The 22,276-nt window shown below is 56.2% G+C and carries 17 protein-coding genes and 10 pseudogenes; 14 read left to right on the forward strand and 13 right to left on the reverse strand.

The features are described 5' to 3' along the window. Together NKJ32_RS29985 and NKJ32_RS29990 are read right to left on the reverse strand one after the other, a co-directional pair. The coding region (locus tag NKJ32_RS29985; RefSeq protein ID WP_352829744.1) for a helix-turn-helix domain-containing protein at positions 1-505 on the reverse strand (505 nt) is incomplete at its 3' end. 89 nt (positions 506-594) lie between these two features. Next, positions 595-1,104 carry a recombinase family protein gene (locus tag NKJ32_RS29990; protein ID WP_352829746.1) on the reverse strand — a complete coding sequence of 170 codons (510 nt, stop codon included), beginning with the start codon at positions 1,102-1,104 and terminating at the stop codon, positions 595-597. 14 nt (positions 1,105-1,118) lie between these two features. Here NKJ32_RS29990 and NKJ32_RS29995 point away from each other — a divergent pair. Next, positions 1,119-1,579: pseudogene (locus tag NKJ32_RS29995) on the forward strand (transposase); the annotation flags it as partial. Positions 1,580-1,985: 406 nt separating this feature from the next. Then, a pseudogene (locus NKJ32_RS30000) lies at positions 1,986-2,401 on the forward strand (transposase); the annotation flags it as partial. Positions 2,402-2,660: 259 nt separating this feature from the next. On the opposite strand, the gene NKJ32_RS30005 reads toward NKJ32_RS30000, so the two are convergent. From NKJ32_RS30005 to NKJ32_RS30030, 6 genes and pseudogenes are all read right to left on the reverse strand, one after another. Then, the gene (locus NKJ32_RS30005) at positions 2,661-3,479 is read right to left on the reverse strand and encodes an SDR family NAD(P)-dependent oxidoreductase (RefSeq protein WP_352829748.1); all 819 of its coding nucleotides are present in this window, start codon (positions 3,477-3,479) and stop codon (positions 2,661-2,663) included. A 9-nt stretch (positions 3,480-3,488) separates the two neighbouring features. After that, positions 3,489-3,719 carry an SDR family oxidoreductase gene (locus NKJ32_RS30010; RefSeq protein WP_352829784.1) on the reverse strand — a complete coding sequence of 77 codons (231 nt, stop codon included), beginning with the start codon at positions 3,717-3,719 and terminating at the stop codon, positions 3,489-3,491. Next, positions 3,659-3,832 carry an SDR family NAD(P)-dependent oxidoreductase gene (locus tag NKJ32_RS30015; RefSeq protein ID WP_352829750.1) on the reverse strand — a complete coding sequence of 58 codons (174 nt, stop codon included), beginning with the start codon at positions 3,830-3,832 and terminating at the stop codon, positions 3,659-3,661. The genes NKJ32_RS30010 and NKJ32_RS30015 overlap by 61 nt, the downstream gene beginning before the upstream one ends. Continuing rightward, positions 3,766-4,250, reverse strand: a pseudogene (locus tag NKJ32_RS30020) (SDR family NAD(P)-dependent oxidoreductase). The gene NKJ32_RS30015 and the pseudogene NKJ32_RS30020 overlap by 67 nt, the downstream one beginning before the upstream one ends. Positions 4,251-4,598: 348 nt before the next feature. Next, a complete protein-coding gene (locus NKJ32_RS30025) occupies positions 4,599-4,931 on the reverse strand; it encodes a hypothetical protein (RefSeq protein WP_352829752.1) in 333 nt (110 codons plus the stop codon). A gap of 733 nt (positions 4,932-5,664) precedes the next feature. Then, positions 5,665-6,891 carry an ATP-grasp domain-containing protein gene (locus NKJ32_RS30030; protein WP_352829754.1) on the reverse strand — a complete coding sequence of 409 codons (1,227 nt, stop codon included), beginning with the start codon at positions 6,889-6,891 and terminating at the stop codon, positions 5,665-5,667. Between the two features lie 512 nt (positions 6,892-7,403). Here NKJ32_RS30030 and NKJ32_RS30035 point away from each other — a divergent pair. Together NKJ32_RS30035 and NKJ32_RS30040 are read left to right on the forward strand one after the other, a co-directional pair. After that, positions 7,404-8,175: pseudogene (locus NKJ32_RS30035) on the forward strand (IS5 family transposase); the annotation flags it as partial. A 116-nt stretch (positions 8,176-8,291) separates the two neighbouring features. Then, entirely contained in the window at positions 8,292-9,053 is a 762-nt protein-coding gene (locus NKJ32_RS30040) for a CmcI family methyltransferase (protein WP_352829756.1), read from the forward strand. A 359-nt stretch (positions 9,054-9,412) separates the two neighbouring features. On the opposite strand, the pseudogene NKJ32_RS30045 reads toward NKJ32_RS30040, so the two are convergent. Continuing rightward, a pseudogene (locus NKJ32_RS30045) lies at positions 9,413-9,574 on the reverse strand (IS110 family transposase); the annotation flags it as partial. A gap of 227 nt (positions 9,575-9,801) precedes the next feature. Then, a pseudogene (locus NKJ32_RS30050) lies at positions 9,802-9,981 on the reverse strand (transposase); the annotation flags it as partial. Between the two features lie 256 nt (positions 9,982-10,237). Between NKJ32_RS30050 and NKJ32_RS30055 the strand changes: the two are divergent. From NKJ32_RS30055 to NKJ32_RS30065, 3 genes are all read left to right on the forward strand, one after another. Next, the gene (locus NKJ32_RS30055) at positions 10,238-10,744 is read left to right on the forward strand and encodes a hypothetical protein (RefSeq protein ID WP_352829758.1); all 507 of its coding nucleotides are present in this window, start codon (positions 10,238-10,240) and stop codon (positions 10,742-10,744) included. A 36-nt stretch (positions 10,745-10,780) separates the two neighbouring features. Next, on the forward strand, positions 10,781-11,002 hold the full coding sequence (locus NKJ32_RS30060) for a hypothetical protein (protein WP_352829759.1): 222 nt from the start codon (positions 10,781-10,783) through the stop codon (positions 11,000-11,002). A 333-nt stretch (positions 11,003-11,335) separates the two neighbouring features. After that, complete coding sequence (locus tag NKJ32_RS30065; RefSeq protein WP_352829761.1) at positions 11,336-12,082, forward strand: LuxR family transcriptional regulator; 747 nt, start codon at positions 11,336-11,338, stop codon at positions 12,080-12,082. Between the two features lie 318 nt (positions 12,083-12,400). On the opposite strand, the pseudogene NKJ32_RS30070 reads toward NKJ32_RS30065, so the two are convergent. Then, positions 12,401-12,576, reverse strand: a pseudogene (locus tag NKJ32_RS30070) (transposase); the annotation flags it as partial. A gap of 616 nt (positions 12,577-13,192) precedes the next feature. On the opposite strand from NKJ32_RS30070, the gene NKJ32_RS30075 reads away from it, so the two are divergent. The 4 genes and pseudogenes from NKJ32_RS30075 to NKJ32_RS30090 all read left to right on the forward strand — a co-directional run bounded on the left by NKJ32_RS30075 (position 13,193) and on the right by NKJ32_RS30090 (position 17,326). Next, on the forward strand, positions 13,193-13,984 hold the full coding sequence (locus tag NKJ32_RS30075) for an aspartate/glutamate racemase family protein (protein WP_352829762.1): 792 nt from the start codon (positions 13,193-13,195) through the stop codon (positions 13,982-13,984). Positions 13,985-13,990: 6 nt separating this feature from the next. After that, on the forward strand, positions 13,991-15,328 hold the full coding sequence (locus NKJ32_RS30080; protein ID WP_352829764.1) for a preATP grasp domain-containing protein: 1,338 nt from the start codon (positions 13,991-13,993) through the stop codon (positions 15,326-15,328). A 37-nt stretch (positions 15,329-15,365) separates the two neighbouring features. After that, a complete protein-coding gene (gene glyA, locus NKJ32_RS30085; protein WP_352829766.1) occupies positions 15,366-16,622 on the forward strand; it encodes a serine hydroxymethyltransferase in 1,257 nt (418 codons plus the stop codon). Positions 16,623-16,825: 203 nt separating this feature from the next. Continuing rightward, positions 16,826-17,326: pseudogene (locus NKJ32_RS30090) on the forward strand (trimethylamine methyltransferase family protein). A 641-nt stretch (positions 17,327-17,967) separates the two neighbouring features. On the opposite strand, the gene NKJ32_RS30095 reads toward NKJ32_RS30090, so the two are convergent. Both NKJ32_RS30095 and NKJ32_RS30100 read right to left on the reverse strand, forming a co-directional pair. Further along, the gene (locus NKJ32_RS30095; protein ID WP_352829768.1) at positions 17,968-18,687 is read right to left on the reverse strand and encodes a PDR/VanB family oxidoreductase; all 720 of its coding nucleotides are present in this window, start codon (positions 18,685-18,687) and stop codon (positions 17,968-17,970) included. 301 nt (positions 18,688-18,988) lie between these two features. Next, on the reverse strand, positions 18,989-19,990 hold the full coding sequence (locus NKJ32_RS30100; protein WP_352829770.1) for a sterol desaturase family protein: 1,002 nt from the start codon (positions 19,988-19,990) through the stop codon (positions 18,989-18,991). Between NKJ32_RS30100 and NKJ32_RS30105 the strand changes: the two genes are divergently transcribed. From NKJ32_RS30105 to NKJ32_RS30115, 3 genes and pseudogenes are all read left to right on the forward strand, one after another. Next, complete coding sequence (locus tag NKJ32_RS30105) at positions 19,989-20,294, forward strand: hypothetical protein (protein WP_352829772.1); 306 nt, start codon at positions 19,989-19,991, stop codon at positions 20,292-20,294. The two genes, NKJ32_RS30100 and NKJ32_RS30105, sit on opposite strands and share 2 nt — an antisense overlap. Before the next feature lie 52 nt (positions 20,295-20,346). Next, positions 20,347-20,704 (forward strand): annotated as a pseudogene (locus NKJ32_RS30110) (transposase); the annotation flags it as partial. Between the two features lie 102 nt (positions 20,705-20,806). Beyond that, positions 20,807-21,846: pseudogene (locus NKJ32_RS30115) on the forward strand (IS110 family RNA-guided transposase). The last annotated feature ends 430 nt before the right edge of the window (positions 21,847-22,276 follow it).

The following is a 22,276-nucleotide window of genomic DNA, read 5'->3' on the forward strand; positions in this document are numbered from 1 at the left end:
TCGGCAGATCCTGGTGGACGACGAAGCGTGCCCAGATAAGGCGACTGAAGCCAAGCACCATGGAGAATAGCCAGACGATTCTCGGGGTGGTCGGCTCATCGGCAAAGACGACATTGAACTGGGCGAAGTCGACCTGCGCCTGCTCGCCGGGCGGGGTCTCGAAGCGAACCTCGTATCCACGCTCCGCCGCGGCAGGACGGACGTCGCGCAGGAAGTCGGTGACGGCCGTGTAGCCGCCGCCATAGCCGAGGTCCTTCAGTTCGCGGAAAAGCCGGCTGCCGGTGAGCCCGGGATATCGCGTGACCCGCTCGCGAAGATAGGCTGTGAAGGGATCGATCACCGCCTGACGCGGCTTGCGCGGTCCGTAGGCCGGAGCCTCGAGCCCGCGCGCAATGTATTTGCGCACCGTCTTGCGGTCGATCCCGCTCTCCCTGGCGATCGCCGACACCGACAGGCCCTGCCGATGCAAATCCAGTATCATCATCATCTCCCCGATCTTGATCACCGAAATCCCTCTCCCGACCATCAGGAGAAGCATCAACGATCACGCGCCGCCGGTCTCCCGGAGCGCGCTCCGGAAGACCGGCGACAGCGCTAAACTGGGGAAGATTCAAACGGCACTTCTGGGGAGTATTGAGCCGGCATCGACAGCAGCGGCAAATCGTTCTTTCGCAGGTAGTGCATCACGGCCCGTGCACTGTGAAGCTCGCGGAATTTGGCGAAGACGAGGCCGAGCCTCGCCTGCACCTGCTCATCGGGATTGAGAATGATCTCGCCGGAGCGACCATGCGCCAGTCCGGCGGGAACAGGAAGGCGTAGCTCGCCGCGTGCCGCCTTCTGACGCTCGCCCTGATGGAGGCGCTGCTTGATCTGGTGCAACTCCGCTTCGCTCATGATGCCCGACAAACCGAGCAACAGGCGGTCATGGTAGGCGCAGGGATCGTAGAGACGTTCGCCATCGGCAATGACGACGCCGAAGAGCGAGCACAAATCGAGGAGCTGATGCCAATCGCGGTTGTTGCCAGCAAGGCGGGAGGCATCGAGACTGATGACCAGACCGGCATTCCCCAATCCGATCTCGGCGATCAGCTTCTTGAAGCCCATCCGCTCGATGATCCCGGCTCGTGCGGGGGATCCGGAGTTGGCCGAACACCCGAATCCTGATCCGGGCCGATAGCCACTATTGTAGTCACGACTGGTGCCGCGCCAACGATCTCGACTTCATCCTCAGGCTGGCGCCCACCACGACGCTGCGCAAGCAGATCGCGGATTTGGAAGCCAGCACGCTGGCGCGTTTTGAGGCGTCGGCGAAAACGAACAAGGTCCGCAGGTTCAAGGAGTTCGTTGACGGCGCCGCGAGCTGGAGCCGCGTCGAGCGCCATCGCCCGGGTCGAGCTCGGCGCCGCCCAAGGTGCCGACACCTGTTTCATTGTCCGCGGGAAGGCCAAGGCGCTCTACGAGGATGGCTACTGCCGGCGCGGAGGCCGAAACCACATCAAATCGTGGAAAACATCTCGCCGCCGACCGCACATCCTGCACCAGAGCCACAGCCAACCAGTTCCGGCTTCTCTATTCGGCGTGCTTAAGGTCAAACGCTTTTCGAGCTTTCCGCCTCAGCGGCATTGCACGTCATTCGCGGGGCCTTGCTTCTCTTCGGGATCGGCGCTCTGGCCCTACCCTCCATGGGGATTCAGAGGAATGAGGTGGAACAATCTGTTACGCGTCCTGATGCCCTAGCAGGCTTCTCTGATTGGGGTCGGTGAGGTCAAACTTTTCCTGTCTTTTCCGGACGAGGTCGCCCCGTGGGTCATTCGCTTCTCTTCGCGGTCGGCGCCGGGCCGCCGCATGATGGGGTCAGGAGAGCGAGGCGTCTCAATCTGTTGAGCGGCCTTGGGAGAATCTCTAGCCTGCCAACGAGATCGTTGCCCATCGTCCCCACGGGAACGATCCGGATCACCCTCTCACCTGCTTTGTCAGTCGCCCGCAAGGAGCAAGTCTGTCGGCGACTGATGAGCGTTCCAGGTGTGGGGCCCATCACCGCGCTCGCCTTCCGTGCCACAATCGATCAGACGGACCGCTTTCGCCGGTCGAGGGATGTGGGCGCGCATCTGGGCTTGACCCCGGTATGTTATCAATCCGGTGAAACGGACATTCAGGGCAAGGTCAGCCGAAGCGGCGACGAACTCGCCCGCACCGCTCTCTATGAGGCGGCGCATTCGCTGCTTGTGCTCAGCAAGAAATGGTCGAGCATCAGAGCATGGGGCATGAGTGTCGCCAAACGGCGCGGCATGGCATAGCCCGGGTCGCGGTTGCCCGCAAGCTCGCCGTCATCCTGCATCGCATGTGGAGCGATGCGACCGCGTCCGCTTGGCAGAAAGCCGGCGGCCCCGCGTCGGCATGAAATAGCTAGGACAACGAAGAGGAACATACAGACAGTGATTTACCCGAGAGGGTGATCCGGATTGTTCCCGTGGAGACGATGGGCAAGGCGATCTCGTTGGCAGGCTAGATCCTGGATAGATTCTCCCAAGGTCGCTCAACAGATTGAGACGCCTCGCTCTCCTGACCCCATCATCCGGCGGCCCGGCGCCGACCGCGAAGAGAAGCGAGTGACCCACGGGGCGCCATCGTCCGGAAAAGCTTGACCTCACCGACCCCAATCAGAGAAGCCTGCTAGCCTTTGTAAGCTTGGCCCGATATTCCTCGTCCAGGATGGACGGCAAGGATATTTTCTTGGTTCGGGCGCCATCTACAGCGATCATTTCACCGCTAACGAAACTCGATTCGTCGCTAGCCAACCAAAGGACCGCATTTGCTATCTCCTTTGGAGATCCGATCCTTCCCACGGGGTGTACTTGCGCCAATTCCCGCTCGACCAAGCTTCGGTCCGGGTGGAGCTCGACGTAGGCGCGATTCAGATCAGTCTCGATCCAGCCGGGGCAAACAGTATTGCAGCGGACACCATCGGGTCCGAGGTCAACTGCCAATCCCAGTGTAAGACCGTGTACGCCGGCCTTCGTAGCGGCGTAGGCTGTATGCCGCGGGTTGACCATGAAGCCCTCGACCGACCCAATGTTAACTATTGTGCCCGAGCCGGCTCGTCTCATTTCTGGGGCCACATACTTGGCCATTAAAAACGGCCCACGGAGATTGACCGCCATCAGTCGATCCCAATCCTCGACTGTCTGTTCGTCAATGGACTTATGGAGGATGATACCAGCATTATTGACCAGCACATCGATACTGCCAAACTGCTGAAGAACCTCGTCAATGAATTCACGAACCGATGCCTCTTTTGTGACGTCCAGAGACATAAACGTGAGCCTCTCGACGCTGCTTAAAGAGGGGGAGCGCCCGTCGAGCAAATCGCCGACTACAACCATCGCCTCCTCATCAGCGAGCCTCTCAGCAATGGCCCGGCCTATGCCTCGATTGCCACCGGTGACGACGGCAACTTTGCCTGATAGCCGATTACCCAAAAATTCCTCCTATCCTACCGTGACCCCGCCATCTATCGGAAGCGCGGCCCCGGTGATGTGCCTAGCCTCCTCGCTCGCGAGGTACAGCGTCAAGCTTGCGATTCTTGCGAGTAGCCACGCGACCCTAGGGTATCGCATCAACATTCCTTTGAAGGGCCTCTTCGACGCTAGCCGGCTTGTCATGGCCGACACGAGCGTGGGCGTATCAAGGGCGCCAGGGCAGACGGCATTGATACTGATTTGATACTGATTTGCTCTTTGGCGTGATCAAGGGCCATGGCTCGCGTTAGCAGAACGACCGCGCCTTTCGACGCACAATACGCAGCCAGCGCCGGACAATCGACCAGAGCCACACTCGGGCTATGTTGATAATGCTGCCGCCGCCTGTCCTTCTCATAGCCTTCGCCGCGGCGCGGCTAAAATAGAACACGCCATTGACATTAGCTTGGAATGTATGATGCCAATCATCGTCAGTTGTCTCAAGGGCGCTTCCACGCCCATCACACCAGCGCTGTTGACGATTCCGCTGACCTTCCCGAACCGTTCTACGGTAAAATTAATCACATGGTCCGCGCAGGCCGAGTCGGTCACATCGCCGAGCATCAATTCGGCCGGACAATTGAGTTTCTGAACCGACTCTAGGGCACGTTGGCCTCGCTCTTTATCGCGGCCGACGATTGACGCCTCTGTCGAGGCTAAGGCGTGTACGACGGCCTCCCCTGTCCCCGACGTTGCGCCAGTAACGATAACCACCTGCTTGGAATACGTCATGGTAGTGATTGCCCAGCCGGAGCGGTGAGGCCTAGAGTATTTTCGGCGGCCTGCTTACTAATCAAAGCTCGCATATCGCTAGTTCCCTCCTTTTTCGCAAGCGACCAGAAATCGTGCTGACAAGCTGAAATGATGAGGCGCCTTTGCACATCTCAGACGGCCTTGTGGTACCTTTTGCAAGCCCTTCGGCAAACCCAGAATGGCTTTGGGTTGGCGGATGTTCATCATATTCTGGAAGCTCTTTTCTAAAAGACGTATACATCTCCATTTTAATTCTATCGCTATTTTAGTCTCAAGCTAATATATCCGACAATTTAAAATCGAGTCTGGAAAACAATGCACTTTTTATCACCAATTCGGAAAGTTGGTAAACACTTTTAGTTGTAAATTTTTACTAAATACTTGTGAATGAATATTGCACTTTGAATAGAGGCTTTCCAGATTCGGACCGACAATGCCTGTTCGCAGGAAGTCTGTCGTCGCCCCAAGCTGTGGACGGCCTAGTCCGGGCAGCGTGGATCGTCGACGCAGCGCCAGACGCTCGGCGACACACAGCCGCTTTCCCCACCCGGGCCAGAGCCAGAACGTCGCTGTTGGAAGACAGCATGCCGCCGTCGAAACGCCGATATGATCGGCTTTCGCACGAAGATGATCGCCGCCGGCTAGGAGGATAGCAATCACGCATACCCGAGCCCGCTTGGCAGCGACGCGCGCGCGACGCTGCTGGTTCTTGGGGACGATTTGCCGGCGGCATGGAACCATTCCTGCGCTTGCGCCGAGACCCGCAAGCGGATTTTCCCACCGTCCTCAGGAGATCGTCGTGACGGCTGGGGCCGGCCGGCTGCGCCTCACGCTGCACTGGCAGGGCAGGGATCACAGGGGGCTCGAAGTGATGAAGAACCGGTCCGACCAAAATCGCTGGAAGACCGACCTGGTGCGAGCAGCTGGTGCGCGAACTCGCTCGCCTTGCAGGATCACAGCATCGCGCCCGTTCTCAAGCGGCTCGGCATACGCTCGGCCAGAGGACAGACCTGGACTCAGTTGCGGGTGCGCAACTTCCGCGGCGCGCATCACATACGGACTATCGGCAGAGCGAACGGGCGCAGCGCGATGACTCATCCTGAGCGAAAGCCGTCTCGGCGTGGCCAAGATGACCGTCGTTCGCTTGATCCGGGATGGACTGCTGCTTGCACGGCAGGTTTGCGCCGGCGCCCCCCCTACGCATCCGCGAAGATGACCTCGCGCAGCCGATAGTCCGGCGGGCAGTCGCGAAGGGTCGCCGCAGCTCAGTATCTCCGATTGGCGATAAGAAGTCTGTCTTTTCAGTAAGATCATGAGGTACTCATGTTCGGTGACAATCACGTCCTACCGGACGTCACCTCGCTGATGCGGCGACGCAAGCCTCAGGTTGGTCTTATTCGCCAGGGATCGGAAATGGTATGATCGACCAATCGATTGCGTCGACGCCACGCTGAAGTGCGACCTTGGTCTCAGCAAGGTTGGGTGAGGCGGCGATGACATGTCCGATGCTGTCTCGGTAATCGCCTTTCCTGACGATCGGCGTCTTGGGTTCAACATAAAATTTGACCTCCGCGACACCTGATACAGCAGCCGCCCGACTGTCGCCACCGATCCAATCGAGCATGCCATCGCGATCAGGAACTAGGAACCGCGCGGCCGCAGTCTGCGAATTGCTTCTGCGTAGATCCCATTCGTCGCCGATGACAAGCTTGAGGTGCTCGGTGACGAGATCGACACCGTAAGCCAGCTGAATCAGTTCAGGACCGGGCGAACCCGTAAGACGCGGATTTACTTCAATGACGACTGGTCCACGCTTCGTCCACCGGAGTTCAACGTTCGTTGGCCCCCAGCCAAGGCCGAGAGCTCGCAAACAGCTCAGCGAAACGTCGGCGATACGCTCATGCTCGTCATCATTCAGCGGGGCCGGAATGGCGCACTCACGAATGACGAAATGCGGTGGAGAGCCGCAGTCAGCAATGCTAATTGCAATGATCTGATCTCCCATTGTGTCCGCCCAATAATGAGGGCCTTGTGCGAATTCTTCGACGAGTATCCTCGGCGAAGAACGCCATATGTGCCCCCCGCCCAACAGATAGGTAGTATGTTCGGCCAACTCGTCGACGTTGCGGCACAATCGTACGCCGCAGCTGCCGCTGCCGACGGCGGGCTTAAGAATCACCGGAAGGCCGATCTCCGCGGCAGAGCTTTGTACGTCCATCGCAGTCGCTGCCAGGCGATAAGCCGGTATTGGAATGCCGGCTTGTTCGAGGAGCTGGCGTTGAGTAAATTTGTCGCAGCATTGTACAATGGATTCGGGGTTCGGTCCCGGCAGACCGAAGTGCCGGCAAAGCTTGCCAACCATCGCATAGACAGGTTCCGCTGCGCTCGTGATGCCCGCAAGGTCATAGGTCGCACGCAGCCGGGAACATTCGCGGATCAGCGCATCTAGATTGTCTGTATCCACGCGGACAGTCTCAATGCCTTCCGCCGCAAGATACTCGTACCGAGTTGGATCAGCCGACAGGGTGACTGGATGAAGCCCAAGACTTTGGGCCGCGTGGACGTATGGCGGACCATTACCCATTCTGCCTTCAAGCATGATAAGTGCTCTTGTTGCCATGACCGTTACCTCCGAGATTTTGTGCTGTGCGCGTTCTGAGCCTAATCGGCATCAGCTTTTTTATTGATACCAGAGCTCAGACCTTGCGGTGAACGTACCATTGTCAGTGATCTGCGGTCACAAAGATTCTGTGAAATTATTTGAAGCGTGTGTTGCAACGATTTGGTTGCCGGCTGCGGCTCGGATCCCGTCAGACAACTTCGGAGGGATGCAGTTCAAGCAGTCATTCAGCCTGGCTGCACGTGCACCGGTAGCCCCCGCCTACAATCTGAAGCCTGCGTGATCTTGAACAGAAGATCATGCTTGACGTCGACTTCCGCCTTGCGCTCAGCCGCCGGGAGGCCAGAATTCCTTGACGCCGGCCGTCTCACCGTTGGGCGCTCTTCTGGTTGTCCAACCCGGAGACATAGGTAACAGATTGTACTTAAGACATGGGTGACAACCTCGTGCCGAACGGGTTGTCGATGGTCTGCAAGGTCCTCTGTTCCAAGTCGATATACCCGAGATCGTAATGGGCGTTGCTCGAGCCGTTCCTGCCGGGAACGAAGACAACGGGACGACCGCGGACGACAGAACTTCGGGCGGTCGTGGACGTGCTCCTCTACATCGCCTGGACCGGCTGCCAATGGCGGGCATTGCCGGATCGGTTCCCGCCGGTCTCGACGGTTCAACGCTATTTCTATGCCTGGCGGGACAACGGGCTGTGGAAGACCATCAACTTCCACTTGGTGGCTGCGGCACGCCTGGCGCTTGGTCGCGAGGCGAGCCCGAGCGCCGGTGTCATCGACAGCCAATCGGCAAAGACCACGGACGTTGCCGGTTTGCGTGGTTACGACGTCGGCAAGAAGGTCAAAGGCCGCAAGCGCCATATCATTACTGCCACCGAGGGACACTTGGTCGGGCTGACGGTGCACACGGCCGACATCCAGGAAGGCAGTCGGCGTCATCGCCTCGATTCGACGGCTTTCTCCCTGGTTGCGGCATCTGTTCGCCGACGGCGGCTATGCCGGAGAAAAACTGTCGCAGGCACTGGCCAATCTCGGCACATGGACCATCGAAATCATCAAGCGCTCCGACGCGGCCAAGGGCTTTGAGGTGCTGCCACGACGATGGGTCCTCGAGCGAACTTTCGCCTGGCTGGGACGTTGTCGCCGGCTCGCCAAAGACTTCGAGGCGACCATCGCCAGCGCCGAGGCATGGATCTTCATCGGCTCGATCCGCCTCATGCTTCGTCGCATGGCAGCTCCGCGTCGTGCGGAACCGAGTTTTGAGTCAGGCTCTTAAGCCCTACTTGATTTGGTGGCTCCCCAAGGGAGGAAGGCCATGGTTTATTTGGTTGTAGGGGATCAATCGAGCTCACCCTCAAGGGACAATGACAGACGCCGTTAGGAGATAGACCTATGAAACTTGCTTCGGGCTATAAGGCTTTCTGCGAAGCCGCCCTCAAGAACTACCCGGATCAAATAAAGTCGGGTGGATATTTTGATTGGGCAATCACACTAAGCAGCGCTATGAATGCTGATTGTTCCGACCGCTTTGCAAAGCCATCGGCACGAGGATGGAACTCGTCTTTTCACGCAAAGCTTTTTCCTAACCAATACACAAAAGTTGGGGCCTTGGCGCAGACGTACAAAGGGTTAATCAATCTCAAGACCCCTTTTGATCTATATTTGTATACGAGGCTTATCTGGGAACTTCAGCCAAAGACAATTCTGGAACTCGGTTCTCTTCAGGGTGGAAGCGGACTGTGGTTCGCCGATCAAATGTCTGTTCTCTGCGACGATCAGGGTGAAATTCATTCTTTCGATATCAATACGGAATGCATCCATGAACATGCAAAGCATACAATGATTACATTTCATCAAATTGATCTTTCAAACGCTTCCAATTTCGATGAAAATCTACTGATTAGGCTACCTCATCCTTGGCTTGTAATCGACGACGCCCACGTTCAAATATTTTCTATATTTTCTTACTTGCAAAAATTCCTTGTGTCTGGAGATTACTACGTAATAGAGGATAATCCAATGCGAGCAAATAAGGAGATTATTGAAGGCTTACAGTTGGTCGAGAAATTTGGATTTCTGGTCGACACTTATTACACTGACGCGTTTGGTACCAATTTTACTTGTGCTCCAAATGCATGGCTTCGAAAGTCGTAAGTGTCCGTTCCAAAAAGACTTGAGTGATTTCAGCAGGTTGTGATTCCGTCGGATCTGGGAGATTCGATGGAAATCACGATGGCCTGCACTTGTGTGGATGCCACCCGCTTTGCAAGGAAAATTTGAACTGTTGTGCGCGTAATGGAGTGCGGACTTGTGTCAGGCCTTGGTTTGCGGCCTTTCACATGCCGCGGGCCGATATGGTGATGCGTCGATCAGGTCCAAATCTGAAAATGCGAGCTCATGAGGCTCTATGTCCAGGACAGGTTTTCCTGACCCCGATCTGATCGATCATTTGCCTCTGCGGTTCTTGCCTTCCTCACATTCCCCGACGTGCCGGCAGGTGCGTTGCTGAATTATCATGACCACACCATCGCCGGATCCCGGCAATCTTCCTGTTTCGCCAGCATGGCCCAGACGCCACGCGCCATCTTGTTGGCCAGCGCGATCGCCACCAGCATACGCGGCTTCTTCGCCATCATGCGGGCAAGCCAGCAGCCCTTGGGCGCTCCCTTGGAGGTGCGTACCGTTGAATATCGGATGACGGGCCACCCTCAGGCCCAGCAATCATAGGGACTAGTCCATGACCCAACTTGGCCCGTCCTATTCATGAGCCTTGTGGTTCGAGCGCCGCTGAGCGTTCGGTCATGCAGGTGTGAGGCGTCTTTTTCACCGCAGCTGAGACTGGACTTTGGAACGCGCTGGAGGGTCAAGGTTTGGATTCGGCGGGGCTTTGATGCCCCGGCGCTCATGGTCCTGCGGGCTGCAGCGTGAGAGCGATTTGTGGGAACAGGCTGGCCTCGGGACAGGCGCCGGCGAAGGTCAGGCGGATGCGCGATACGGTTTCGATGACGCGGGCGCCGAGCTTGAGGAGCCTGAGCCGCAGCGTGGCGAACTCGGCGTTGCTTAATCGGGGTCCGACAGGTAGTTTACGGCAGGCGCCGAGCGGACGGCCACCAAACTTCAAAGACACCTTGATCACCTCGTTGCGAATTTCCCACGTGCATCGAACAAAAGCGCGGCCGTGGTCTGATGACCGGCCTCAAGTGCCGTTCACAGGCCCTTGTCGGCCGTGTGCACGATGTGGCGTTCGAAGACGGCGTGCTGATCGAATCGTCAGCGGCCAAATCGCCACGTCATCAAAGTCCTCCCGCCCACAACTATCACCGATGACGAGCTCGATCATGCCATCACCATCCTTGATCAGGCACTACAGGAGCAAGAAATGGAGAATAACCGAAGCGCCAGCCATCTCACCCCTTTCGATCAGAGAACGAACCGGCTCGATCAGCACTGCGGAGATCATCTCAGTCCTGAAAGGTGAGATCATCGGTCTGCACATCGAACAAGCTTTCAGCACCGAAGTAGCCGAGGAGATCACAGCGAACTTTGGTGGCAGAGCCGACAGTCGCAGTGTGTGGAGACCACGGGCGTATCCCTACTCGGCAGCTTATCTCAATGCTGTTCCTTGTCGCGACTTCCAGTTCAAGGCCGGGGATATCGCCCTAATTGAAGGCGGTTTCATTCACGTCGCCAATCAATCAGGAAAGCGGCGCGTGCTGCTGAACAGCTTTTTCAGGTTGCGCGGCCGGATCTTGTTCTCTGGTGGACCTGAGGTGGAGGTCGTAGCGACCTACCGCTTCCGCCGGCAGTTAAGCGTGAACAACCTTCGCAACGGGGAGGTATTCTAGTCATAGAGCCTCGTGCTGATCCAAGATGACATTGCCATGAAAAATCGCGAAGCGCTCTCTTGTTCGGAACATTCCAGCACTTCCTTCGGTGTCGCGGCGTTCAGCATCGGTTCCGCCAGCAGCTTCTTGAGCCTGCGGTTTTCCTCCTCAACTCTCTCCAACCTGGAGCATTCAACACTTCAATGCCCCATGGCTGCTGCGTCAATTGTGGAACTTTGCTTGGCTGATCCCCTCGCTCCCGCAGAAATGCTGATTTGACAAACGAAGCGGACCCGCCCCATTGGGCGGAAATACCCGCAATCCATGCATACTGAACGGTTTGTCGAGTCTACGACACAGGGGCTGTTCGGCCACCTTCCTGCGTACCTTAGCCAATAGATTGATAAACCGGAATAAAATCTTTGCTGCCAAGCTGGTACGAATCTTGAAGGTCCCTCGTCAGGTGCCGATGGGAGCTCCGACCCGATGGCATATTCAAGCCTGCGTCAGACCACACAGGCGCATTTGCGATGCTGGCCTGCCGACGGCGGCGTATAGAGCCACAGGGCTCATACAGCCGTCTGCTTGCGACGACGCAAGGAAGGGGAAACGATGGGACTCCCGCGGATTGGGGTCGAGTTTGGCCGATTTCTCGACGAGACTGATGGTATAGCTCAATCCGAACAGTTGTTCGACCTATTGTCTGCTTTTGCGTTGAATTTTGATTGCCCCTGGATCGCCTACGGTCCTCTTGCACCCGACCAAAAGGTTTTGAAGCCGGCCCAACCAGATTCGGCGGTCATGTTGAATTACCCCGACGAATGGAAAGAACGGTACTTCAAAATGGGTTATGACAGAATAGACCCGATCGTCAAGAAAAGTCGAAACAGGGTCGGCGCCATTCAATGGAGCGACGTGTATAAGGATGCAAGCACGACTGAAAATGAACGGCGCGTTTTAGACGAAGCCGCGACGTTCGGCTTAAAGTCAGGCGTTACTGTTCCATTGCACGGCCCCGCCGGCCGCTTTACCATCATGAGCTTTGCTCAACCTTGGGACCGAGAATTCCGAAATACAACAATTACATACTTGCAACTAGCCGCGCTACATTTCCATGTAAGGGTTACGAAATTCGGCAATTCGAACGCTTTGAACCAGGTTCATAAGTTATCTTTTAGACAGAAAGAGTGCATTCTGTGGACAGCGAGAGGTAAATCTTCATGGGAAATAGGGAAGATTTTAGGAATATCCGCGAACACTGTAAATTTCCATTTAAAAAACGCGATGCGGAAGCTGGATACCGCCAGCAGAACTGTCGCTGCTATTAAAGCAACAAACCTTGGAATTATCGAAGTATGAAACGTGTGTCATGTAGTGCCTTCTCTGATTGGGGCCGCTGTGGTCAAGGTGCTCCTGCACTATTCTCCGTCCGTTCCGTGGGTCACTCGCTTCTCTTCGCAGTCGGCGCTCTGGCCGCCGCATGATGGGGTCAGGAGAGCGAGGCGTCTCAATCTGTTTCACGACCTTGCCGAGTTTTGGCTGTTCGGGACTCTTAACGAGATCGCCTCGCCCATGGTTCCGCGGAAGATCCTGGCATCGCCGGGTCGGGCGAAAGCTCTGCTTTTGCTCCTTCGGTGCTCGTCGCGGCTTAGGCCGCCAGCGCGGCAGGCTAATTTCGAAGCGGAATTCGGTCGCGTCAGCCCATATGCGGTGCAGGATGACGGCGAACTTGCGGGCTACCGCCAGGCGGGAGGGCGGTGCGGGCGAGTTCGTCGCCGCAGCGGCTACTTGCCCTGGATGTCGGTCTCGCCGGACTGGTAGCGCGCCGGCGTCAGCCCCAGATGCGCCCGCACCGCAACCGGCTCCGACGCTGTGCTGATGGAAGGCGCTGCGCCTCCGCCGGTTGCTCAACCCGCGCCAAGAGGCGTAACAGAAACGGCCAAGGCTCTAATCGCCGCTGGATGAATGTTCAGTGGCAGGTCACAGCGTCCCGATTATCTGTTCTTCCGTGAACCGTGAGGGTCGCATCGTCCGTCTCCATGATCGACGGACTCTACCCAAATCTGGACGAAGTTCAGGGTCTCAGGTCAGAGGCAACACGACACCCATGCGGCCTACGCGAACATTCGGGCCATTGGCGCTGTCTCTACCCGGCCATCGATAAGCGACACACCCCTGTCGGTTTGTCCCACCTGCAACATAGTGGCGTGGGCCCAATTTTGCACCGCACTCTGGCTTAAACATCTGGTCTTAATATCAAAAAACTTTGTCCCAGGCTCTTTCTGCGAAGTTGGCACCATTTTTGAAGCGTTGATGGCGTGTCAACAAGCCCTGCAAATCTCGTTATAGCTTCAGCGATGCCGGGCGCGCCGACGACGGCGGCGGAGCAGCAGGTAGTGAACATGTGGCCATTGAGAACAAGCTGCCTCAGGTGATCGGTGGCCAGACCCTTTACAATAGGAATTTTAGATGATCGACGTCATCCCGCGACATAATTCCCCATCCGGGCCACTCGGGCAACGAAAACCACTCGGAGTGGTCGGCGGAATGGGAAGCTTGGCAACTGCAAAATTCTTGGAGGTTCTGGCTCGAAAAAGCCGAGTTGAAACAGACCAAGATCACATCCCATTTGTTGCTCTATCGCTTCCTAGCATCTCGGATCGTTCGCAGGCAATTTCAATCGGAAGTGACGCGCCCTTGCGGCAAATTTTGGAACGCGCGTATTGGTTAGAGAAAGCTGGGTGCGGAGCAATCGCCATCCCCTGCAATACTGCTCATCTCTGGGTATCAGAAATAGAACAAGCGCTCTCAGTAAAATTGATCAACATGGTTGAGATAACAAGACAAGCGATACAAGACTTACGTGGCAGCGAAATACACAATATTCGCTCAATTGCTCTGGGGACAAGCGCATCTATGCACCAGCCCCTTTACGTTCGACCAAGCGAAAACGGGTTTGGCAACGACCTTTCCCACGCCCTAAAAGACATTCAAAGAGAGACCGTAGAAATTATTGCCGACGTCAAGTCAGGTAAAATCAAACACGCACGAACCCACCTAGCGCACGTTGTCAAGTCCGTAAGATCTTTTGACCCCGATATAATTATTCTAGCGTGCAGCGAACTGTCCGCGGTATCCGGGGACTTGGTCGACGATAATGACATTATTGACCCTATTAACATACTTGCTGATGCTTGTGTCGAGTGGTGGACAACAGAAGGGCAATCACGCTCCAAATTATCGACCGACCTCATAAGGTAGAAAACGATGACCGCAGTAGTACTAGGAAATGTCGGGTCCGATGCAATGGCTCCATCAGTTCACCTGCTGTCGGACAGCTGTTTGCAAGCATATGCGGCTACAGCCAAACGAATGATTTGGTTCGCGAAGAACACTGACGTAGTTATTACCCCGACGCCCGTAACACGCCCATTTTTAGACTATGTTAACGATCTAAAGGGTGGTAGCAACATTGTGTCGCTCACGACTTCCTCAATACATACCAAGCGTCCTTTCCCGATCTCGAAAAAAGACATCGAGGCTGGCAGTCTTTTGTCCAAGTCCCTGAGCTTGTTGGCTTCGGACCGCGTTTCGTGTCTGGAGCCGTATATCGCCGACGAAATATCTATTTGCATTGCAAAATTTTTGGGGGATGTTCCCGTAACGTTTTCAAATCAGACCGTTCGGGCAAATCCCGAAGCAACTCGTCGTTTCAACGACAAGGCGAAATTTCGTGAGTATGCGCCCGATCTCGGCGTACCGATTGCAAGTGGCAGTGTCTGTGTAGACACCCAGGAAGTGGTGGATGCTGCGTGTAGAGCCCTTACAGTTTCCGATAAGGTTATTCTGAAGGTGGCTCGTCATTCAGGTGGTAGTGGCAACTTGGTCATGTCGAAGAGTATCGAAAGATCGTTCCAGGGCGCGACGCGCGCGGTATGTATTCACGAGGCTGATGTCAGCTCTATACGCGCGGTGGTTCAAGAAACAGGATTGATTGCGACGGAGAAAGCGCCTGTGATCGTTGAGGAATATAGCGAAAATGAGTCTTCGGTAGGCATACACTTCGACATTAAAAGAGACAGAGTAGAACTTGTAGGCGTTGCGTCAATCCTGTTCAATCCAGGATATGGAGGCGCATATTGGGATAAATCACTTATTGAACAACTGCCAAAAGACGTTCTGGCTTGGTGCCATAATCTTGGCAATTATGCCCGTGAAGCCGGGTATTGTGGACCGCTAAGCGTCGATATCGTTAAGGCCAAAGATGTCGGTTTCTTTGCATGTGAAGTAAACGGGCGACACGGAGGTTTCTCTTCGGTCAAGGCCGTATTAAATTCTCTAGGATTAGAACCAGATATCAAAGCCGGAGACCGCGTCGTCTTATCGCGAAACTCTATCCCTATTGACATTCGGTTTCCCGATCTTGTTGAAGTGCTTGAAAAAAAACAACTTCACTACAATTCTTCTGTCAAACGTGGAGCAGTTGTGATGGTTGAGGGCTATGGAGATAACGGTCCGTTTGACTTCGTGATCGTCGGAAGCGATCTGAGAGATGTTCAAGGCATAGAATGCGACCTCATTGATTTGGCCGAGAGAGGATATTGAATACTATTTTTCGTCGTGAATTATTAGGGTGGTAATAATGAGTGATATTACAAAGGCGGTGGATATCGAAGTTGGCAACCTTGTGCGGCTGGAGGAACATCGGCAGTTATCCCAGATAAGCTTGGTCGCCTCTGAAAATTATTCCTCTCCTGCGATCAAGGCGTTTGAAGGAAGTATATTTGCCGACAAGAATGCGGAGGGTTACCCGGGTAAGCGGTGTGTCTCTGGTTGCGAATACGCTGACCAACTCGAAAATTTAGCCGTCGAGAGGGCAAAAACTGCTTTCGGATGCGAACACGCGAATGTTCAGGCCATGAGTGCTACCATTGCCAATTTCGCGATAATGAATGAGCTTTTTCAGCCACCCGACGGACTGATGGCAATGCGGCTTCAGGACGGCGGTCACTTAAGCCACGGCGCCCCCTTCCATGCAAGCGGCCAAAATTTTCGATGGTGTTTCTACGGAGTTTCAAAGGCTGATGAGCAACTGGATTATGATGAAGTGCGATCAGTTGCGCTGGAAAATCGACCTGCAGCAATCATCTGCGGAGGTTCGTCGTATCCGAGATTGATTGAGTATGAGAAAATGAATCAGATCGCACGAGAGGTTGACGCGCTTCTTTGGGTGGATTTGTCACATACCGCAGGTCTTGTGGCGGGACGCGCAACCCCCTCTCCTTTCCCTCACGCCGACATAGTGACCACTTCCACACACAAAACCCTTCGAGGACCACGTGGCGGTGGATTGGTATTGTGTAAAAGTAGTTTAGCTAAACAAATAGATAGAGCAATATTTCCAGGCTTGCAGGGCGCGCCGAAAATGGACTTAATTGCAGCGCGAGCGGCTTTACTTTCAGAAGTAACGACTGTTCGGTTTCAGGAGTATGCAAGAGATGTGTTGGGAAATGCGAAGGCGTTGGAGCGAGGCCTGCTCTATGCGGGGGCTACGCTTGTTTCCGGCGGTACTTCCTCGCATCTACTGCTTCTTAATTTGTTGAGGTGTCGCACGACCGGTAATGAAGTTGAAAACTCGTTGCTAGAAGCTCAAGTCGTCGCGAATAAAAATCCGATCCCCTTTGACACGCTTCCGCCATCTAAGGCAGGTGGACTCAGAATCGGAAGTGCTGCACTGACAACACGAGGGTTTGATGAACAGCAATTTTTTGAGCTTGGGGTAATGATTGGAAAGGTCGTTACGTCTGCATGTAATCATGACAGAGTGGCGGACCTGAGATCCTTTGTAAAGGAAAGCACGCAGGGACTTCCATTGTTTAATCAGAAGTGGGTCGGGTAGTTGGCGTAAAACCGTCGAATACAATCGGATGGCATAACGCAGCCCTCCGCCAATACTCGTGCCTCGATTTGACACTTGGCTTGAGTTTAGGGAGCTGGATTGAAGGACGAAGAAAAAGTGAATTTGCATGCTATCGGGTGGGTCCGCTCAAGGTGCCTCGGTGCCTTACATCTGGCATTCGGCAAGGCTGGTCCGAGGCCGGGATGCACTGCTCGGTCGCAAAATTCGTTGTCTATGCCGAGCAAGGCGCCATGGCCTACCGAACGGCAGAGGGTCCCAAATGGGACGACTTCGATCAGGCACTTTCTGCGATACCGGATGTAGGCCCGGGCGGACACTAACTGGGCCATCCGCATACGCAGGAGAATTTCCAGCCCGCGTGCTTCATGCCCGAGCTCTTCGACAACAACTCGATCGGGCAATGGCAGGCAGAGGGCGGCGGCGGCCTGGACACCACGAAACGCGCGCTGAAATCCGCCCGCAGGCTTTTGTCGGAATACCAGGAACCGAAGCTCGATGAGGCCAAAGACGAGGCCCTACGCGACTACATCGCGCACGGCGTGAGCGGGAAATTCCGGCGGCCGATGAACTCAATCCGAGCTACTGATTTGCTCCCGGATCCGACCGCCAGCACGGCCGGCACTCCCATGTTGCGGCCCGGACTTGACACGCGAGCGGGCGGTCTAGCGGACCACCGCACGTGATATGAAACGAGGAAACGAGATGAAGATGGAAACAGTGCTTCTTACCGGTCATAGCGGCTTCGAGAAGCTCGAACATCGCACTGACGTGCCCGTTCGACGCCACGCCGCGGCGAGGTCCTGATCCGGGTCGGAGCTGCCGGTATCAACAACACCAACATCAACACGCGTTCAGGCTGGTACTCCAAGAGCGCGGCCGCCGAAACGAACACGGGCGCCGCGGACGGGTTCGCCGCGGCCGAAGGCGGCGATGCCAGTTGGTCGGGAACGCCGCTGGCGTTTCTCCGGATCCAGGGAGCGGACGTGTGCGGCCGCATTGTTGCGGTCAGCGACGACGTCGACCCGTCGAGGATCCGCTAGCGCGTGCTCGTTCGCAACATGCTGCCTTTGGCAGCGGGCAGTCTATTACTCTTTACGCGCAGCGTGCCTTTCCCTTGAGTTTCGATCTTCATCGTCGACCGCCATTATCGGCGGCGCTGTTGCCACTCAACGGGGTAGGTCGACACAGCACAGGTCCGCACTGGTTGGACATTCAAGAGGTCGTAGTAATCGAAGCCGAGGTCATACAGGCCCTTCGCGTCTGCTGTGGCAATTTCGCAATTTCCCCCTACCCGATTTGCGAGTTTGTTGACAAATAGCCACGGCTAGGCATCAAGAACCAGAAAGCTTGTCTTGGCCCGTGAGACGCAGGGGCAAATCTGGTCATTGGTCGCCTTTTCTCGAGCTGAGAGAAACACGTCGCGATGATCGGGTTCGCCCTGCAGAACACCGGTCGCGCACGAACCGCAAACACCCTGACGGCATGAAGAGGGTATTTTGACGCCCTGCTTCTCGAGCACTTCGAGAATACTCAAGTCGGCGGGTATAAAGAAGCTTCCCCCCGAGCGGGCCAAGCGAACCTCGAAGCTCGATTGTGGGCCGACCGATGCCGCCGGATCGGCGGAGAAACGCTCTATATGGACAGCCGCCTCTTGCCAGCTCGCCTGTGCTGTCGCCTTGGCCAAATCCATAAACCCCTCCGGTCCGCATAGATAGAGATGGCCATCGGCGGGCGGGACCGCGAGCATATGGACGAAGCGGTCCTTAATAGCGGCCGGCTCCAGCCCAAAACGGAAATGTACCTGACGGGAATAGGGTGCTTTGGACAGTTCGTGGCGAAACGGCGCCTGTTCGGACGACCGGGCAAAGTAATGGAGTTCAAAACTTCTCCCTGTCCGTGCGAGGCGGTCGGCCATCGACAAGATCGGTGTGATTCCGATCCCTCCCGCTATAAGCAGGGTATGCGACGCCGCTTCGTTCAGGGGGAAGTTGTTGCGCGGCTGGCCTATTTCCAGCTGGTCGCCTGCCGACAACGCTTCATGCATGAATCGAGATCCACCGCGAGAGGCGCTCTCGAGCTTCACCGCAATTCGGTAATTGGAAGCGTCGTGGGGATCGGTGAATATGGAATACGTCCGCGACAGACCAGGTTTCATGTAAACTTCGACATGAGAACCCGGAGCGAAGGGTGGCAACGTCGACCCACTCGCCGGACTGAGCACGAACGAGCGTACATTAAGTGCCTCTTCACGTACAGCAGCGACGCGAACGGTGAGTGTGGTGGGAAGGGGGGCGGTTTTTCGAGCGCCGCCGAACGCGCGTGACCAAATACTCATATCTAAATGCTCACTTACCACTGAGCCGTTTGCGCATTTGCTCGGTGGACTCGGCTCTACCGTCATGGAACGAACCAAACCACTTGTCCCACGGAACGTTCTCAGAGCCGTAATTGCATTCGAAAAAGCGATGATGGAGCTGATGGTAAAAACTTCCTAGCGCCATCTGCTTCTTGTCGTAAGCGAGAAGCTCTTCGAAGCCCGAATGCGAGGCGAGCGGATTCAATACCTGTAAATGCATGTGGAACAGCATCAGAATTGGGTTGGACGGTACCACCACGTGAATGAGACACGAGGACAGGTACAGGACATGCTCTATGGGATGCATGGAGAACCCCGACCACGGCCCGGTCGTGATATTGCGATGATGGAGCGAATGGACAGGCTGATAGAGCGGTCCCCAATGCAGAAATCGGTGGGCCCAATAGAAGTGGAATGAAAGCCAGAACGGGGTCAGCAGGAAAAGAGCCAAACCCAAAATCGGGTTTTGGGAAAAATTCAGCTGCGGGATGTAGCCATTGCTGAGCGCCCAGAAATACAGAACCTCGTAGGCCGTCCAGGTCGTAACACCGCTCCCGAGCGACCAGAACATATTGTCCCAGACCTGGTTGCTCAACGTGAACATCCTCTTGTTCTTGGCAAATTCCTGCGCGATGAATTTGCGCTTCTTGCCCTGCAGCTTGTAGGTGTGAAGATAAAGGTGCAGTCCGCCGGCGATGATCGTGATCAGCGCAAAGTTGCGCAGATAGATCTGGGCGATCCATCCGAACTCGAAAGTGGCGCATCGCTCAAGAGCGGGTTGCAGGTAGTTTGCGGTGAGAATGGCGGTGCCCAGGGTGACCGTCGTCATCGACAGTTCGAACCAGGACTTCGCCAGCCACCTAAATATTGCGCTAGGCCGCAGGGGCCATTCGAACAACGGCGAGTTCGGAATCGGCAAATTGGGATGCCAATTCCATTCCTCGCTCATTTGAGCGTCGTCGATAGGCAAATTGGAGGGATTACGATCCATGACCGCTGCCTTTCCAGAGGAACTGTCTTCTCGTTTTGACATGTCTTCCCCCCAAACTGCTCTCCCAAAGGACGCCGGGCGCGCTGATGGCGTTCGGTATCTGAAGCAGAGGAATGGTCGCACGCAGGCGCAGACCTGTCCAATTTATTATTACTTTATTGGTACTTTTATTCCGAAATTTGATAATATAGCCGAGTGCTCGACCCTACCGGAAACACTGATGCCTATTAAACCCACCTACACCACCAGATGGACACGATCTTTAGGCTGTTTGAAAATCGGCTTGCTGGGGGGTTCCGTCTGAGGCTGGGTTATGATTCAAGCTTTGGACGTGGACAGTGCAGAGCCGTGGCCGGATGGCCGAGATCGCCAACAAGACCAAGCGCTACCCGTCTGATTTGACCGACGAGGAGTGGGAGCAGTTCGCGCCGTTGATGCCAAGCCTGGCGGCGTGGGCTTCTGCGCGAGGTTGATTTTCGCGAGGTGATCAATGCGGTGCGTTGCCTGGTTCGTTCGGGATGCGGCTGGCCGATGCTGCCGCTTCATTTCGGGCCCTGGCAGACGGTCTATGGCTGGTTTCGAGAGCTGACGCGGCGGTTTCTGTTCCAGACCATCCACGACGTGGCTCTGATGCTTGATCGTGAGCGGGCCGGGCGCGAGGCGAGCCCGACGGCGGGCGTGATCGACAGATGGGGTATTCGGCTTGAGCCTCATCTTTTGGCGGAGATGCCATCAAGGTGCTGCGCTTCGAGCTGATGATAAAACGTGGTCGGTTCCCTGGAACAGCCACAAGCCATCAGGAAGGAGAAGCGCAGCGTGAAACATTATGTAGGATTGGACGTCTCGGTGAAAGAGACCGCAATTTGCATCGTCGACGAAACAGGCACGGTGTGCCGCGAGGTGAAGGTGCCGAGCCATCCCGAGGATATTGCGGGGGTGTTGAAGGATCCCGCCTGGCGGTTGGAACGCGTCGGGCTTGAAGCCGGACCTTTGTCGCAATGGCTGTTCGAGGGTCGTGCCAAAGCCGGCTTGCCAGTGGTTTGCATTGAGACGCGTCACGTCAAAGCATTCCTGAAGGCGCAGCCGAACAAGACCGACCGCAATGATGCTCGCGGGATCGCGCAGATGATGCGGGTCAATCTGTTCCGCCCGGTGCATGTCAAGACCCTGACGAGCCAGAAGCGTCGGGCGCTGCTGACGGCGCGCAAGCTCTTAAAGGAAAAGGCGATTGCCATTGAAAATGACATTCGCGGGCTGTTGCGCAATTTTGGGCTCAAGGTCGGCATGGTCGGTTCGGTCGAGTTCGAGGAGCGGATCCGCGAGCTCACCGAAGGCATGCCCGATCTGGCTGAAATCGTCGAACCGCTGCTCGACGCGCGCCGCAAGCTGCGCCAGAATTTTGCCGCCCTGCACCGCAAGCTTCTGGCGATCGTCCGGGATGATGAGGTTTCCCGCCGGCTGATGTCGATCCCCGGTGTCGGCCCCGTCGTGTCGCTGGCCTACACCGCGACGATCGATATCCCGCCCGCTTCCGCAACTCCAAGGCGGTCGGGCCGATTTTGGGCCTGACGCCGGCGCTCCATGAATCGGGCGAAAGCCGCCGGGTGGGCGGGATCTCGTTATGCGGCGACGGCATGATGCGAACGTTGCTCTACGAGTCCGCGCAGACCCTGCTGACGCGGGTGACTAAATGGTCCTGGCTGAAGGCCTGGGCGATGAACGTCGCCAAGCGGCGCGGCTAGCAGAAAGCCATCGTTGCGCTCGCCCGCCGGCTGGCGGTGATCATGCATCGCATCTGGAGCGACGGCACACAGTTCCGCTGGACCAGGACGGAAATCATGCCGGCCGCCGGCTGACCGTGTCACGACCAGCATGAGCATGCCGCCGTGCTCGTGCCCGTCAAGGGCAAGTCGTTGCGCGATGGGCCCTTCGGTCCCCGCCCTTGACGATCACTGCGCGCGGCGGGCAGCGCGGAATCAGATCGGGACGAGGAGATGGTCGCCCAATCGGCCGAACAAGGAGATCGATAGGGAATGGACCAGGATCAAATGTGACAATCATCGCCCCCGATAGAAAGTGGCGACACAGGTCCACCGGCAGGTGGAAAGCTGTCCTTCGCGGGACGAGGATGAGGTGAGTTCGCCGACTGGCTTGCCTTGATTGCCCATCATAGGCAATCAAGGCGCTCGACAGATTGTTCCACCTCATTCTTCTGAAACCCTATAAAAGGTAGGGCCAGAGTGCCGATCCCGGAGAGAAGCAAGGCCCCGCGAAAGACCTCCAATG

Source organism: Mesorhizobium sp. M0159, assembly GCF_040322295.1.
Classification (GTDB): Bacteria; Pseudomonadota; Alphaproteobacteria; order Rhizobiales; family Rhizobiaceae; genus Mesorhizobium.